The following is a 15,229-nucleotide window of genomic DNA, read 5'->3' on the forward strand; positions in this document are numbered from 1 at the left end:
TTAATCGTGGTCGCGCAGGGACGAGCGGATGCGCGCCGCCTTTTCGCGGTCGCGCTGTTCCATGGCCGCATACACGGCGCGCGCGATGGCCTGCGGATCGGAACCGGCTTGCGCCTGGATGGTGATTTCGATCTTGTCGCCTTGAATCGTCATGCCGGCGCCGAACCCGCCCTGGGATAGCGGGGCGCGCGTGTCGAAGGCGCTGGCCGGCAGGGCGGTGGCCGTGCCGATGGCGATGCCGGCGCCCAGTTGCGTCAGGCGCTGCGCCAGGCCGGATACCTTGGCAAGGGGCGCGCCCTCGCTGCGGTCCAGGCCCACGGCCAGCCCCTGCATGGTGTAGTCGCCGAGCTGGGCAAATACGCGGCTGGGGCTGTGGATGCCCAGCTTTTCCTTGAACCAGGCAATGGTGCTGGAACCGGCGTTGCTGATGGCATCCTTGACGGCGCCCATGGAACCGGTGATGCCGTTGACCAAGCCGCGCAGGATGTTGGCGCCAAACTCGGTGAACTGGGCCGGCAGCTTGATGCCGAACCAGCTCAACACGCCCGCGAACGCCTGATAAAACACGCCGACGGGTGACCAGTTGATAATCAGGGCCGTGATGCTGCCCATGCCGCCGGCGCAGACCGTGCGCAGGCGTGACCAGATGTCGGCGAAGAAGGTAGCGATAGGCGCCCAGGACGCGGTTATGCGCTGCAGGATGCTGGCGCCGAAGTCGGTGAACTTCGCCGGCAGCGCGATGCCGAACCAGCCAAGCACGCCCGCGAAGGCGCGATAGAACAGGGCGAGCGGTGTCCAGTTGGCGACCAAGGCGCTGACGCCGCCAATGCCACCGGCAAAGGCCATCTTGATCTGCGACCAGATGCCGGTAAAGAAGCCAGCCAGCGGCGCCAGCCCCTTGGCGAAGCGGCCCCGGATGCTGGCGGCAAAATCGGTGAACCTGGCCGGCAGCGCAACGCCGAACCAGCCAAGCACGCCCGCGAAGGCGCGGTAGAACAGGCCCAGCGGCGACCAGTCGGCGATCAGGCTGTTGATGCCGGTAAAGCCGCCAGCAAACGCCGCCTTGACGTCTGACCACAGACCGGCAAAGAAACCCTTGATCGGCTCCCAGTATTTGTAAATCAGGAAGGCGGCGCCGGCAATGACCGTGATGGCGATGCCAATCGGGTTCATCAGAAGGGCGCGGCCCAGCCACAGTACGGCGCGACCCGCCCACATGAAAGCGCCGCCCAGGTTGCGCAAGATGGGCGTGAGCACGCCGCCCGTCACGCCCATCTTGGCGAACATGACGTGCAGCATGGCATACGGGCCGATCATGGCGGCAATGCCCAGCATCAGCGGCCCCAGCACCAGCAGCACGCTTGCCAGCACGGCAAAGCCAGCGATCATGACCTTGGCCACGGTGGGGTTGCGCTCCATGAAGCCATTCAGGCGCGTAATGGCACTGATGGCCATTTCCAGTCCCTGCGCATACAGTGGCAGGATTTTTTCGCCCATGGTCAGCTTGAGATTGGCCAGCTTCGATTGCGCTTCCAGTTCCTTGCCGGCGGCCGAGTCGCGGCCCAGTTTTTCCAGCCGGCCGATATCGGCGGCGCCACGGTTGAGCTTTTCGTTTTTGTGGATCTGCACGCGCTGCAAATACATCTGCGAGTACAGGTTCGACGCGGTGCGGTTGGAAAAAATGCTGCCGATGGCGTCGAGCACCTGTTTCTTTTCCGTGATGCCCTTCTTGGCCAGTTGCGGCAACAGTACCTTTTCCAGCCATTCGAATTGATTTTCGCGGAACAGCTCGGCGCCCAGCAGCGCGCCGGGATCGAGGAACGAGACTTGCCCCGCCTTGTCGTGCTTGACCTTGCTCTTGTCGCCGATCAGGCCGAACTCTTCCAGCTTCCTGGCTGAGCGTTTCGTCGTGCGGCCCTGGTACAAGTTCTGGTAGGCGCTCATCAGGGACGTGCCGACGCGATTGCCGCTCATTTCCTGCACCAGCGGTTCCATCTGGTAGTAAAACGCATCGTCTTTCAAGCCCTTGGCGGCGATACCGCCCGTCTTGATCATGTTCAACCACTCATTCGGGCCGACGCGCCCGCCCGTGGCGGTGATGACCTGCTGCACGATGTTGGCTTGGGCTTCGAACTTCTCCTTGCTCTCCAGGCCGCCGCGCAGCTCGATGACCTTGAGCATGTCCATGAACTTGCGCTCGTTGTCGGCACCCTCGGCTTCACCAAAGAAGGCGTGATTGGCAAACTTCATCTTGGCCAGGGTAGGGGCGACCATTTCCGCGTGATGCACGTCGGCAAAGGCGCTCATGCCATCGCGCATGAGCTGCAGGTTGTCGAGCTGGCTGGTGCCGTAGGTCTTCATGTTGCGCGCGAAGGCGACGGCCTCGGCTGACACCTTGTCGCCCAGGCCCAGGGCGTTGACCCTGCCCACCTCCGTTTGATAGTGCTTGGCCTCGTTCAGCCCCTTGACGACGGGCGCGCCGAGCACAGCGCCCGTGGCTGTCGCGCCGGCACCGGCCATGGCCAGGTTGCCCGCCTTGTTGCGCAGCTTGTCGGCGTGCTCGGTGGCGTTGGTGACGCGCTGCTGCTTGGCTGCCGCGTTGGCCAGCTTCTGCTGCTGCAGCGTCATGGTTTTGTTGGTCGCCTCGATCTCGCGGCGCAAGGTGCGCTCGTGGTTGGCCAGGTCTTTGGTTCCGATGCCGGCGGCGCCCAGGCGCTCGCGCATGACCTGTAGTTGCTGCGCCTGTTGCTGGCCGGCAGTTTTCAAGGCGCCGGCCGCTTTGACGGCGGCGTTAAATTCGCGCGTCATGGCGCGCGTGGGCGCTTCCGTCTGCTTCATCTTGGTGGCCAGGCTGGCCACCTTTTGCTGCGCCGCTTCCAGCTTGGTGCGCGTGGCGTCCAGGCCGCCATGCAGCTCGCGGAATTTGCTGATGTTCTTTTGCTGTGCGTTCAGGTCGCGCAAGCGGTCACTGGTGGCCTTCAAGGCCTTGGCCGTGTCGCTGGAGCCGCCCATGATCTTTTTCAGCGGGCCGGTAATCTTGTCCAGTGCCGCAAATACCACTTGTAACTTCAAATCCCGACCAGCCATCTATTCCGCTCCGCTTCGCTGCCGGGCGCGTTCGCGCCAGGCCATCAGTTCATCAATCGTAAAACCGTCCATCGCTGCCGGCGTCCAGTGAAAGACGCCGGCAATGTCAGCCATGGCGTCTTCTACTTCGCCGGGGATACCGAAAGGCGATCGGCTTTGCTCGCCAAAAAAACCTGCAACCTCGGCGCCCACGGCCAGCAGGTCGGCCGGGTCCATGTTGGCGATGTCGTGCGCGGTCAAGGTCGGCTCGGTGATGCGCGGCAGTACGATCTGCAGGGCCGACACGTTCAGATTGGCCAGCTCGATCAGGGAAATGCCGCGCAGGGCGCCCGCCTTGGGCTTGCGCACGGTCAGCGAGGTGATGAAGCTGTCGCCGCGTTTGATCGGATCGTCCAGCTCGATGACGGCTTGGTTTTGGGTATCGTTGTGCATGGTGTGTTCCTTGTTGTGGTGTGATTAAAAAGGGGTTACAGGCCGATGGCCTTGCGGATGGCCGCGTTGGTGTCGCCGCCGCCGAAGTTCTCGGTGCCGCTCATGAAGTCCAGTTCGATGACGGTGGCGCCGTCGATCATCAGCTTGTAATAGCTGCAAGCCATCGTGTATTTGTGGGTGGTGTCGTCGCCCATCTTGGCCGCGCCCATATCGATTTCCTTGTAACGGCCGCGCACGACCACTTCCACGGCAGCGACCGTGCCGTCATCGTCTTCCTGGTAGGCGCCGGCAAAGCGCAGTTGCACGGCGCCGTGCGAGTGCGCGCCGTACTGTTTCAGGGCTTCGGCGATCAGACCGCCCGCGCTCCATTCCAGCGACAGCGCCTCGTTGCCGAAGTCCACGGACACGGGGCCGCTCATGCCGCCGGCGCGGTACTCTTCCATCTTGCGGCTCAGTTTCGGCAAGGTGACTTCGGGCACCATGCCCATGAAGGACACGCCGTTCTGGAACAAGTTAAAATTTTTCAGTTTGCGGGGCAGGCCCATATCGTTCTCCGTTGTTCAGTTGCGCCCGCGCGGGCGCGGGCAGGGTGGTGATTGGACGCTTACGCCGCGATACGCGAGGCGAAGTCGGCCAGGTAGCGGTCGGTGATGCGCTGCTGGAATTTCAGGTTTTCCAGCGGCGGCACGGGCGTGTAGTCGTAATCGATGGCCAGCTTGCCGTCTTTCAGCGCCGTCTTGTCGTTGTATTGCTCGTCATACCAGGCGTGGCCGTCGATGATGTAGCCCTGCAATTTCAGGTCGCGGAACTTGGCATTGATGCTTTCCAGCAGGTCGCGCACCAGGGACGGATGCAAGGGCAGGTCGACAAAGGCGAAATGCGCTTCGGCGATGGTGTCGGCCAGCACCTGGGCCGTGCGCGTGTAGCTTTCGAAATAGAAGAAGCCGCCCGGCTCCTCACAGGTGCGCGAACCCCAGAAGCGGTAACCGCCCATGTTAATCAAGGTGGTCACCTCCTTGGCGTTGAGCACGCCGGCATCGGTGGCCGGGTCTTGCAGGTCGAAAAACACATCCTTGGTGATGCCGGTCGGGCCGTTGACGACCACGTTGGACAGCGTTTTGTGCCAGCCCGTTTCCTCGTCGATCTTGGCGCGCAGGCCCATGGCGTAAGCCACGGCGGAAATGCTGGCTTCTTCATCGGTGGCGGTATTCCAGTTCACGAAGTCAGGCCAGATCATCATGACTTCGCGCTGGCCGAACTGGCCGCGATAGGTGGTCGCCGCCGTCACGGTGGCGCAGCCATAGGCGGACGCATACACGAAGCCGCGCAGGCGCTGTGCCACGCTGGCCATAGCATTCGTCACGGCCTGGGTGTCCAGCCCCGGCGCGCCCAGGATGCGCGGTTTCACGCCGAGTTTGCTTTGCGCGGCCAGCAGCGCCTTGGCGCCCAGGTACTTGCCATCGGGCGAGACGCCGCCCACGGCGTTGCTGGTGGTTTCCGCCTCCGTCTCGCCTTCGGCCACGCGCACCACGACGGTCAGCGGTTTGGTCTGCGCGGCGATGGCCGCCAGGCTGCGGTACAGGGTGCCCGTCTTGCCGGCCTTGCCCATGGCGGCCAGCACGTTGGTGACGAGCACGGGCGTGTCGAGCGGGAAGGCCGCCGGGTCGGCATCGTCGGCCGTGGCGATCAGGCCCAGCACGGCGGTGGAGACGGTGCGGATCGGGCGCGAACCCTCGTTGATTTCAATGACGCGCACGCCATGGTGGTAGTCGGTGGCCATAGGGCTCTCCTGGTGAGTGGTAAAAAGGCGTTATTGGGTGGATGCCATGCCGGCGGTATCGTCGAAGGCGCGCCGCGCCTCGCCGGACAGGGTGGCGGCGATGCGCGCGTATTCGGCATTGACGGCCGCTTGTAGCGCCTCGATGTCCTGCGCGGCGGCAACCGTCGGGCAGATGGTGATGTCGAGCAGCCAGGCGCGCGCCGCCGCGATGGCTTGCACGGTGCCGGCGTCGCCATCGGCCATGGCGGCAAAGCCGATGCCGGCCAGGCGGTTGAGGATGGCGTCGCGCGTCTGGCGCACGCCGGCCAGATAGGGCGCCGCCAGCACGGCAAAGGGCAAAGGCGGGGGCGCGGTGATGTCCCACTTGCCGCCGGATTTTTTACGGATGGTCGCGCCGGTGCTGATGGCTTCGCGCAGCATGGCCTCATCCACGGGCGTGACCTCGACGCCATCGGCCGGCCAGGTGCCCGCCGCTTCATACGCGGCTTGCATGTTCGCCGGAAAGAAACCCCGGGCCTTGTTGGAGTAGAGCGTTGTCATGTTATTTTCCGATGGCAAGGAAATTGGCGGAGGCATCTGCAGCGGCATAGGCGTTAAATCCGGTAATGGTGGGAGAGTCCGAGCTGACATAGCCAGGGTAGTTGCCGTTCGATACGGTGAGGAAGACGCGCAGGCACTGTTTCGGAAAGGCAAACTTAAAGGCCACGCGCGTACCGGCCGGCCCTGCCGTGACGGCGCCCCACTGCATGATGAAGTCGCCCGGCAGTTTCAGATCGCCGTCGGGCAGCAGCCTGGATGCAAAGTCCGCATTGCGCCACAGCTCGGCAGTCGATTCGATGACTTGCCAGACGCCGGGGCCGGTCGCCATGAGGGTAAGAAATTGCCCAGGCTTGATCGTGATGCTTGGCACGCTACCGACATCAAAACCGATGTTGACGCCTGGCGCGGCAAGGAGGGTGCCACTCTGGAAGAGCCCGAAGAATCGGACGCACTTGCCGGAATTGTTGGGAATGCCAAGCGATACCGGGTCGGGAATGGTGATGGTCCTGCCTGCATAAGGGAAGTACACGGCGCAGCCAATATCATCCGCAGTGAGCGTGCGGCTCTCGATGACGTCGGCATAGCGCACCATGTTTCCTTGCGCGCGCTGCACAAAATCGGCATTGACCAGCTTGCCCGATGCGTCGAACTTCGGCGGCGTCGCCACTTCCTTCATACTGTATTGCGGATGCGGATTGGCAGCCGCTGCGTGCTTGGCCAGTTGCTGGTCGCCATAGGTGCGTGCGCTGGTGTCCTGCTGATCGACATAGGCGACCTTCGCCAGGAGCGGGTGCGCATCGGCGGCAGCCATGTGCCCGGCAAGTCGTTGTTCCGCATTGGCAGTGATATTTCTGTCTTGCTGATCGACATAGGCGACCTTGGCCAGGAGCGGGTGCGGGTCGGCGGCGCCCTGGTGCTTGGCCAGTTGCTGGTCGCCATAGGTGCGTGCGCTGGTGTCTTGCTGATCGACATAGGCGACCTTGGCCAGGAGCGGGTGCGGATCGGCAGCAGCCTGGTGCTTGGCCAGTTGCAGATCGCCATAGGTGCGCGCGCTGGTGTCTTGTTGATCGACATAGGCGACCTTTGCCAGCAGCGGGTGCGGGTCGGGCGCGGCCTGGTGCTTGGCCAGTTGCGCGTCGCCGTAGGCACGCACAATGATGTCCTGCTCATCGACATACTTGCGCGTGGCGAGAATCACGGACGGATCGATTTTCAATTCGATGGCGGCCGTGCTTGCGACGATCAGCACGATGCGCACCACTTGCGTGCGCCCGCTGCCTTCGGCCATCAATGGCTTGTAGCTAGGCGGGCAGTTGGCCACCGCACACAGGTCGCCGGCTTCGTCGTAGATACCGATTTCGCGTATCCACCAGCCACCCACGTCCTCGGGCAAGACTTGTTCGACGATGATCTGGCTGGCGTTGGCCGGGTCGATGCTCAGCTGGTTCAGGCCCGCGCGGCGCACTTCGCGCACCAGCGCCTTTTGCGTGCGCACGGGCATGGGCAGATTTCCGTTGCCGTCGCCCACGGCCAGGCTTTTCAGTTTCAGGGTTTGGCCCAGGGCGATGGCGTTGGCCAGCTTGGCCTCGCCCACTTCGGTCAGGATGGCAAAGTATGTGGTCATGGATAGATGGTCAGGGTGTCGATGGTATGGGATGCGCCGGCCTGCAATAGCGTGCCGCGCACTTCGATGGTTTCCGCGATCCAGGGATACACGGTCATGGCGTCGCCGTGGTACGCACAAGCGCCCGCGTAGATGCTGCCGCGACTTTCCAAATAAATGGCCAGGCCCGTCATGTGGCGGCTGACGGGCTTGGCGTCAGCTATCAGGCGTTCCATTTCCTGAAACATGGCGTCCGTGATGCCCGAGTCCAGCACGCCGACATCGAGGCGGAAGGTGCCCGGCACGCCCGGTGGCGTGGTCTGCCACCATTCGGTGATGCGGATCAGGTAGCCCAGGGACTCGACCACGCGGCGCACGGCGGCAATCGTGCCCTTGTGCTTGTGGATGAAATAGGCCGCCTTGATGGCGCCGCGCTTGGTCGATTCGGGCCAGATGTCATCCCAGCGGTCCACGGAACAGGCCCAGGCCAGAAACGGCAGCAGATTGACCGGGCAGCGGTCGGCGTTCCACAGGTCGCGCAGCGGCACGGGCACGTTGACCAGCTCGGCGCAAGCCACGGCAATGGCGCGCTCCAGCGCCGTGGTGTTGGGCGGCAGGGTGGGCACGAGCTTATTCATCGAGCACCACCACATTGAGCTTGATGGCAGTGCAGCGGGCGGCCTGGGTGGCGTTCAGTTCGATATCCGCCGCCGGGCTGGTTAAGACGACCTTGCGCACGCCCTCGACGTGCACGGCGGCGCTGCAGGCGGATCGATAGATGCTGTGGCCCAGCGGGCGGCGCGGCTGCGACACGCGCACGGCGTTGGCGCGCGCGGCGTCCAGCAGAATCGGCACTTCCGGGCCGACGCCGATAAACAAGGTGGCCTCGATCTGGTAGTCGATCACCTGGGCGGCCTGCACCGTCAGGCGGTCGCCCAGGGGGCGCACGTTCTCGGCGTTGAGCGCGCGCGCCACGGTGGCCAGCAGCGCGGCGTCGGCGATGCCTGTGTCGTTGTTGGCCAGCACCGTGACGATGACGTGCGCTGGCGAAGGGCTGGTGGCGCTCGCGTCCTTGACGCGGCCGTCGCTGCTGCGTGCGTGGAATTCGTAGGAGGCTTTCGGGCCGGCCACGGACAGGCCATCCGGCGCTTCCTGGATGCGCAGGCGGTAGGCGTCGTTATCTTCCATGACGGCGGCCACTGGCGGCAGGGCGTTCGGATTGGCCGGCGTGATGGTCAGGCGCGCCACGTTGACGTTGGCGCCCAGCTGGTCCAGGTCGCCGTCGAGGGCAAAGGCCAGCATGACGGCCTTGCCGGCCTCGTTGACGCGGTTGCGCAGGATGGTTTCTTGATAGCTGTTCTCTTCCAGCAACTTGGTGGCCGGCTCCGATTCCAGCTCCAGCAGGGCCGTGACGGCGGCGCGCTCCGCTTCCGGCAGCAGGCTCACCAGGTGGGCTTTGCGCGTGGCCAGGATGGTTTCGAAGTCCAGCGCTTCGACCACGCTGGGTGCGGGCAATTGGGTCAGATCGATAGGCGTGCTCATACGGCGCCCCCTTGCTTGACGGGCACGGACAGGGTGATGCCTTGGCCATTCGCAGTGCCGTCCAGCAGCAGCGCGATGGCGCCGTCCGTGTCGCGCGTCAGCTGTACGCTGGCAAGTTGCAGGCGCTGCTCCCAGCGGCGCAGGGAAAAGGCGGTGGCCGCGTAGATGCGCAACTGCGTGGCGCTGTTCAGGGGCTGGTCGATCAGTTCGGGCACTTCGGAGCCATAGCGACGGCGACGGATGCGCGAACCGATGGGCGTGGTGAGAATGTCGGTCACGGACTGGCGCAGGTGGTCCAGGCCCGTCAGGCTGTGCCCGGTAGCGGCGTGCATGCCCATCATGGCAGCGGCCCGCCCGATTGGTCGCCGCCGGCCCTGACGCCGCTGTGCGGGTGTTTGGCCAGGCTGATGGCGCCGGCCAGCACGTCTTCGGTCGCTTTGATGGTCCCTTGCACGGCCATGGCCACGCCGCCAGCGGCGCCGGCTTTGGCGTTCACGCCGCCGTTCAGGGCGGTGGAGCCGTTGACGATCAGGTTTTTCATGACGGTCAGGTCGCCCGTGCAGATAGTGCTGGGCGCATTCGACGTCACCTTGTCGGCGGTGATGGTGGCGGTGCCGCCGGGGAGTAGGGCTGTCAGGGCATGGGCCGCATGGTCGTACTGCACCACGGCGCCGTCAGGGTAGTGCGTGGTGTGGATGGTGTCGCTGGACTCGGGCGCGTCAAATGCCTGCGAGTACAGCGCCGGCACGATGATGCCGCGCGTCAGGTCGCCGCCAGGGGAAAAGACGATCACCTGTTCGCCGATGGTGGGCGCCGACCAGGTGCACGTGCTGCCGGCGCGTCCTGTGGCCCAGTTCAGCCATTCGGTGATGAGCGTAGGCCCGAGCCGCACGCGCGCCTTGGTCCCTTTGACCTCGGCAATGGAGCCCAGGCGGATCAGGTTTTGCAGCAAGCGGGTGAGGTCGGACAGGTCGGCGTTCATGCAGTGCATGTTGCCGAAGTCCGCGTGCGGATGCACGCGGGGGCGGGTTGATAAGCGAATTATTAACTAATAAGCGTCACCTTAAATGGCATTCCAATTTACAAGGGGGCTTCATCTAACTCAACGCTTTTTCAAGTACTTCGCGGAGGTCGCTCGCCATCTCAAAGCCGGGAGGAATTTTGTATCCGTTCAATAATGACTCATCTCTTTTGTTCGCTGTCACAACAGTTTTCAACGCCGCGAGAAGAGTCTTCCCTAGAATATTATGTGGGCAATGCCCGCCTCCAGCATCCCACAATTCTTGAGATGAAGGAGAACCTCCGCCCTCCCGATAAATGATATTAATATCATCTCGTTTATCGAAAAATTTTACTTTAGCCTTCTTGATGGGTACTTTATCCGCAGCTAATTTTCGCCATTCTTCCGCAGTGTCAAAATCAATTTCATATGCTTTTTGAAGGTATGCATTACTGCAAAAATATGCTTCAACATCCACATCTTCTGTGTGCCAAGGAAACGCTTCCGGAATCTTGTAGGATTTGATCCAGCCGCTGCATTCTTTTTGGGTCATGAAATCACGATCCCTGTGTATTATTGCGTTAACTTTAACGCCTCCACTCGAAGCTAACCCTCGTAAAAATTCGTCTTTTGGAAGATTTTTTACACCAAAACATCGGCAAACTGATACTTGACGTTGCAAGTGGGGCCATTGACGAAGGATAGCGCGAATTGCTTGGTCATCTTCATCTTCAACAAAGAACAACAGCTTTTTATCAAGTGCTCCCCAGCCCATTAAACGCCTAATGGCGCTATCGTCGCCTCCTACTACGTCGCCTTCATTCATCCATACTAAGCTGGTGTCTGGTGATGCCGCCCTTGTGATATGCGGACTATGAGTGGTTAAAATTATTTGAGCATCGAATTCCTTCGATGCGAGCTCCAACGCTTCAATCAATCGTTCTTGCTTATCTGGGTGGAGGTGCGCATCCGGTTCGTCAATCAGGAGTATTTTTGGACGAAAGAAAACCATGTATGCAAATATCTGTATGACTTGAAGTACACCTGTAGCTGCGGCTTCTAATGGACGGGAGTCGTCTCCTAAACCAAAGTCCTTAAATGAAGCATTGATATGAATTTCTTCACGATCGTCATACCCGACTTGAACTTGTACAGAGGGGTGCACACTCTGTAAAAGCTCATTTAGTCTGCCAATCCGTTGTGCGGATTTCTTATTGTCTTCTTCGCCAGGGAGGCGACTTGCCAAGTTGAATAATACATTTCTGAGCACTCCGCCCGCATCGCCGCTGGCAGCTTGGCGCCTGAGAAGGGGTTGCGCTAGTATTGTTTCCTTTTCTGATAGACCCGCTAACCCCGGAATGTAAGCAGTCAATGGTTGATCTCTTTGCTTAAACGGAGTAACCGCTGAGGCGCCATCGATGTGCACCGATATGCCGCCTTGGTTTCGAGCCGCCCAGATCTTGACGGTGGCAGTTGGGGCTTGATTTGTCGTATCTGTCTCAGCCTTGGCCGCCGAAGGTTGATCTTGCGTCGGTTTTGTCTCGGAGGTTAACTCTGCTTTTCCTTCCAAAGTTGCAGGCTCAATAGGTGCAACAACATGTATGAAAGAAACTTTTGTAGGCGGACTTTTTTGTGACGTTGTGAGTGTTGACTTGTGGGCAGTTCTTAGTGGCTCGCTCGATGGTAAAAAATCAAGTCGTTCGAAAGAAATGACCTCTTTTGTATTTTTTGGCGCAATATAGCTTGCGGCGCGCGCCGCCCAATGTATAGCCTGTAAAACGGAAGACTTCCCCGATCCATTTCCGCCGACTAAAATTGTCACATCACCTAGAGGAATACTGGTTTTTTTTATCGCTTTGAAGTTCTCGATGTCTATCGAGTCAACTCGAGTCCACTTTCGAGTCTTTTCGGAAGTAACCTCGAACTGAGGGCTTATATCTAGCAGCGAAATTCCTGTTGCTCCACCGTCTGCGAGTTCTTCCATTAAGTTTTCATATATTGTGTACGCGGATACTACTTTCGTATCATTCATGCTAGTCCCCAGTTTTCATATGGGAATTTTATCAGCAATTAGGACTGTTTTTTCACATGGCGACATTAGGACAAGCATAGATTTACAGATTTTTTAAGAGGCTTTGTCGTATCAATTCACGATCCAGTTCATTTAACCCCAGCAGCGGCCGCTCCGGGTATTTGTAGGCGGGCCCTTTTTTTGTAACGCGGTCTTGCCGGCCAGACTGATGCACATGCGCCACGCGTGCCACCCAGCCAAAGAACCCGACCTCGATCTGGCCGCCGGTCGCCTTTACTTTCAGGTGTTTGGCGGTGCGAATCCTCGCAAACATCGCCGCCTTCTGCCGTTTTATCCGTCCATTCTTTCCCTTGAATTCCTTGCGCCACTTGCGCGCGGGGTACGCCGCGCCATCTGGCCCTTGCTGCGCCTTGATGCGCTGCGCCTGGCTGCGGCGCAGGTCGATGGCCACCTTGTGATTGATCGCGCGGCGCTGGGCTGGCTGCAGCTTGGCCAGCAGGGCGCCAGCCCAGGCTTCCAGCGCGTGCAGGTCGTCACTCATGGCGTCGCCTCGGGCGTGCGCCATTCCGCCAGCAGGGTCTCGCCGTCATACAGCTTCCAGAACTCATCCGCGTAGGCCGGCATATGCTGTATCTCGGCCAGGTGCTTGATGTCCAGGCGGCCCGCCTCGCCAGCCTTGACGGCCACGCGCTCGGTCAGGTCCAGCTTGATGGAAATGTCGACCGTTTCATGGTTATTAAAATCGACCTCGAAGGCGATGCCGTGCTTGCGCGTTTCCTCGTTGGCCATCAGGTCGAGCTGGTGGACTTTGAGCCAGGCGATCAGGGCCACCATGATGGCGTCGGCGTCGCCCGCGTAGTCGGTGACGATCAGGTTGAGCTTGAAGCGGTATTCGAAGGAGAGGGAGGCGGTGGCCGACGCCACCACGTTGCCCTCGTCGGCGAAGACCAGCAGGCGGTCGGGGTCGCGCTGCAGGTCGGGGATGGCGGCGGCCAGGTGCTGGCGCAGGCTATTCGGTTTGTACATGATAGGTGTTCCGCACGGTGTTGTAGGCGTCGATGCAGGCGTTCAGTTGGCGGGTGGCGTCATCGCCGTCGCCGGCAATGGCGTCAAGAGCTGCCGCAGTCGCTGCGTCAAGTTCGGCTCGCGCTTCAATCCGATGGTCTGCGGCAGCGGCGGTATCTGCAGTTGCGGGGCACTGGCCGCTGGCGATGGGGATTGACAGGCGCACAGCGCCGCTGCGCAGGTCAGCATTGAAACGGTCACGCTCGGTTTTTGCATGGGTTTGATCCTGGGTGAGGTGGTCGGCGCGCTGAGCCAGGGCGGCGCCGGCGGCGCGCTCCAGCGTCAGCACGCGGGCGGTGGCTTGGGCCAATTCGGTGGCGGCGGTGGCTGTTTGGATAGCCGCCTCCAGCTGCAGGGCGGCGATGCTGGCGTCCTTGCGCCAGCCCTGCGTCGTCCAGCCCGCGATGGCGCCACACAGCAGGCAGGCGGCCAGCGGGCGCCAGGTGGTTGTGGTCACATGGCCACCCGTTCCTTAATCCAGCCGAACAGAAAGCGGCGCTGGGTCTTGTTGGCCTCGGTGATTTCCAGGTAGCGCGCCGCTTGCAAGCCGTTCAGGGCGCGCAGCAGCACGGTGGCGCCATCCTGGCCGCGCCATGTCAGGAAGGATGCAAGGGCGCCCAGCGACTGCGCGCCCAGGCGGCCGTCGACGAACAGGGCGGGATAGCGCGCACCCGTATCATTGAAACCGTTCAGCCAGCGCTGCAGGAACTCGGCCGCGCGGTGTGGCCCCATGTTGACGCCCGTGTCGATCAGCTCGGCGCCGATGCCGGCATGGATGGCCAGCACTTGGTCGAACTTCGGTTCCGTGATGTAGCGGGCCGTGTAGATAGCGCGCGCCACGGCCACGGGCAGGTCGCGCATCGGCCCCGTGTAGCCGTTGGCGCGCGCCACGGCCACAGTGATGCCGTAATTGGTTTCGCCGCCTTTGTCTTGCGGGTCGTTCACGTAGCCGCCTTCGGCGCGCAAGATGGCGTCGATGACGCGCGCGATCAGTGGATTGTCGGTGGTGGCCATCAGTGTTCCTTTGCGTCTTTGACGAGTTCGGCGATGTCTTTGTCGCTGCGGCGCTGGAACCACAGGGCTACGGCGCGCGATACCCACCAGCCGGGCGCGCCGACGATCAGGTCGATGGCGGAAGCGTTGACCATGGCGCCGATGGCCGGGAGCTGGGCGCACAGCAGCTGATACACGGTGCCACCCAGCAGGCACGAGAACACGCCCGCGCAGGCCAGGCGGGCGACGAATTCGCCCTTGTTGAAGGTGCCGTCGCTGTTCAAAGGCGGCAGCACGATGTACAGCATGGCGGCGCCGACCATGCCCAGCGCCGCCTTGAAGCCGTACAGTTTGACCAGGGTGGCGAAACCACCAAACGATTCTGCGGACATTGCTTGATACTCCGAGGTGAGGGGTGAGAGATTTTTCATGATGAATAAAGGGGTGAATGCCAGGGTCAGTCCCATAGCTGCACAAGATCTGCTGCGGCCACCTGGCCCGTGCTGGGCGCCGGCTCGGGCAGGGTGACGACCAGGCCGGCCGGCAGCACGGCGCCGTGGCGCGCCAGCGCGGGATTCATTTCCAGGGTGTGCTCGACGTATCCCGCGCCGTCGCCCAGGTAGCGCCACACCAGGGCGTCCACCGTGTCGTGCTGCCGCGTGCGCACATGCATCAGATCAGCTCCACGGTGAGGTGCGTGCGGCCGACCATATCGGCGATGGCCCATTGCGCATTGCGCCGCTGCGCGCCGGGCGCCTCGTCCAGCCATTCCATGCTTTTCTTGTCGCTCACGGACGTGGCCGTGCTGTCGTAGTCGCGGTAACGCTCGATCAGATCGGCTTTGGCCGTGCTGTAGACGGCGCGCCGGTACTGCGCCAGCAGGCGGGATTCGCGGTTGATACGCGTGGCCGGTACGTCCACCAGGGCGGCAATGCCAGCTTGCGCATGCATGGCCTGCCAGTCGGCCAGTTCGCGGTTGACCTGCAGGATGGCATCGACCACGGCTTGCACCAGGCGCGCGTCGGTGACGGTGCCATCCAGGCGCATGGCGTCGCGCATGTCGGTGAGCAGGATGTCGGGAAACCAGCCGTCGTTCTCGATGACGCCAGGGACAACCGCTGGCGGCGCGGGCGTGGTGCCGGGAGGGATGGACGG

At 62.0% G+C, this 15,229-nt stretch carries 18 protein-coding genes; all 18 read right to left on the reverse strand.

Annotation, left to right across the window (positions count from 1 at the left end; genetic code table 11):
• Positions 1 to 3,087 carry a phage tail tape measure protein gene (locus tag ACP7DE_RS22520; RefSeq protein WP_426074171.1) on the reverse strand — a complete coding sequence of 1,029 codons (3,087 nt, stop codon included), beginning with the start codon at positions 3,085 to 3,087 and terminating at the stop codon, positions 1 to 3.
• The gene (locus ACP7DE_RS22525; RefSeq protein WP_426074172.1) at positions 3,088 to 3,519 is read right to left on the reverse strand and encodes a GpE family phage tail protein; all 432 of its coding nucleotides are present in this window, start codon (positions 3,517 to 3,519) and stop codon (positions 3,088 to 3,090) included. It abuts the gene before it with no gap.
• 35 nt (positions 3,520 to 3,554) lie between these two features.
• Positions 3,555 to 4,064 carry a phage major tail tube protein gene (locus ACP7DE_RS22530; RefSeq protein ID WP_426074173.1) on the reverse strand — a complete coding sequence of 170 codons (510 nt, stop codon included), beginning with the start codon at positions 4,062 to 4,064 and terminating at the stop codon, positions 3,555 to 3,557.
• Between the two features lie 59 nt (positions 4,065 to 4,123).
• Complete coding sequence (locus tag ACP7DE_RS22535) at positions 4,124 to 5,299, reverse strand: phage tail sheath protein (RefSeq protein WP_426074174.1); 1,176 nt, start codon at positions 5,297 to 5,299, stop codon at positions 4,124 to 4,126.
• A 30-nt stretch (positions 5,300 to 5,329) separates the two neighbouring features.
• Positions 5,330 to 5,839, reverse strand: a complete 510-nt coding sequence (locus ACP7DE_RS22540) for a hypothetical protein (RefSeq protein WP_426074175.1) — start codon at positions 5,837 to 5,839, stop codon at positions 5,330 to 5,332.
• Between the two features lies 1 nt (position 5,840).
• On the reverse strand, positions 5,841 to 7,463 hold the full coding sequence (locus tag ACP7DE_RS22545) for a phage tail protein (protein WP_426074176.1): 1,623 nt from the start codon (positions 7,461 to 7,463) through the stop codon (positions 5,841 to 5,843).
• Positions 7,460 to 8,080 (reverse strand): phage tail protein I, encoded by a 621-nt coding sequence (locus ACP7DE_RS22550; protein WP_426074177.1) that lies wholly within the window; start codon positions 8,078 to 8,080, stop codon positions 7,460 to 7,462. Before ACP7DE_RS22550 ends, ACP7DE_RS22545 begins: the two co-directional genes overlap by 4 nt.
• Positions 8,073 to 8,984 (reverse strand): baseplate assembly protein, encoded by a 912-nt coding sequence (locus ACP7DE_RS22555; protein ID WP_426074178.1) that lies wholly within the window; start codon positions 8,982 to 8,984, stop codon positions 8,073 to 8,075. Before ACP7DE_RS22555 ends, ACP7DE_RS22550 begins: the two co-directional genes overlap by 8 nt.
• Entirely contained in the window at positions 8,981 to 9,316 is a 336-nt protein-coding gene (locus ACP7DE_RS22560) for a GPW/gp25 family protein (protein ID WP_426074179.1), read from the reverse strand. Before ACP7DE_RS22560 ends, ACP7DE_RS22555 begins: the two co-directional genes overlap by 4 nt.
• A 5-nt stretch (positions 9,317 to 9,321) precedes the next feature.
• Positions 9,322 to 9,975: a phage baseplate assembly protein V gene (locus tag ACP7DE_RS22565; RefSeq protein WP_426074180.1), complete on the reverse strand. Its 654-nt coding sequence runs from the start codon at positions 9,973 to 9,975 to the stop codon at positions 9,322 to 9,324.
• Positions 9,976 to 10,081: 106 nt separating this feature from the next.
• Entirely contained in the window at positions 10,082 to 12,016 is a 1,935-nt protein-coding gene (locus tag ACP7DE_RS22570) for an ATP-dependent nuclease (RefSeq protein WP_426074181.1), read from the reverse strand.
• Between the two features lie 82 nt (positions 12,017 to 12,098).
• Positions 12,099 to 12,557 carry a phage virion morphogenesis protein gene (locus tag ACP7DE_RS22575; RefSeq protein ID WP_426074182.1) on the reverse strand — a complete coding sequence of 153 codons (459 nt, stop codon included), beginning with the start codon at positions 12,555 to 12,557 and terminating at the stop codon, positions 12,099 to 12,101.
• Positions 12,554 to 13,042 carry a phage tail protein gene (locus ACP7DE_RS22580; RefSeq protein ID WP_070301026.1) on the reverse strand — a complete coding sequence of 163 codons (489 nt, stop codon included), beginning with the start codon at positions 13,040 to 13,042 and terminating at the stop codon, positions 12,554 to 12,556. The genes ACP7DE_RS22575 and ACP7DE_RS22580 overlap by 4 nt, the downstream gene beginning before the upstream one ends.
• Positions 13,026 to 13,538, reverse strand: coding sequence for a lysis system i-spanin subunit Rz (locus tag ACP7DE_RS22585; RefSeq protein WP_426074183.1), 513 nt, complete (start codon positions 13,536 to 13,538; stop codon positions 13,026 to 13,028). Before ACP7DE_RS22585 ends, ACP7DE_RS22580 begins: the two co-directional genes overlap by 17 nt.
• Positions 13,535 to 14,095: a glycoside hydrolase family 108 protein gene (locus ACP7DE_RS22590; RefSeq protein ID WP_426074184.1), complete on the reverse strand. Its 561-nt coding sequence runs from the start codon at positions 14,093 to 14,095 to the stop codon at positions 13,535 to 13,537. Before ACP7DE_RS22590 ends, ACP7DE_RS22585 begins: the two co-directional genes overlap by 4 nt.
• Entirely contained in the window at positions 14,095 to 14,466 is a 372-nt protein-coding gene (locus ACP7DE_RS22595; protein WP_035820867.1) for a hypothetical protein, read from the reverse strand. Before ACP7DE_RS22595 ends, ACP7DE_RS22590 begins: the two co-directional genes overlap by 1 nt.
• Before the next feature lie 65 nt (positions 14,467 to 14,531).
• Entirely contained in the window at positions 14,532 to 14,747 is a 216-nt protein-coding gene (locus tag ACP7DE_RS22600) for a tail protein X (protein WP_426074185.1), read from the reverse strand.
• Positions 14,747 to 15,223 carry a head completion/stabilization protein gene (locus ACP7DE_RS22605; protein ID WP_426074194.1) on the reverse strand — a complete coding sequence of 159 codons (477 nt, stop codon included), beginning with the start codon at positions 15,221 to 15,223 and terminating at the stop codon, positions 14,747 to 14,749. Before ACP7DE_RS22605 ends, ACP7DE_RS22600 begins: the two co-directional genes overlap by 1 nt.
• Positions 15,224 to 15,229 lie beyond the last annotated feature (6 nt).

The sequence above is a fragment of the Janthinobacterium sp. DSP2-3-3 genome (assembly GCF_049897325.1).
In the GTDB taxonomy this organism is placed as follows: Bacteria; Pseudomonadota; Gammaproteobacteria; order Burkholderiales; family Burkholderiaceae_D; genus Janthinobacterium.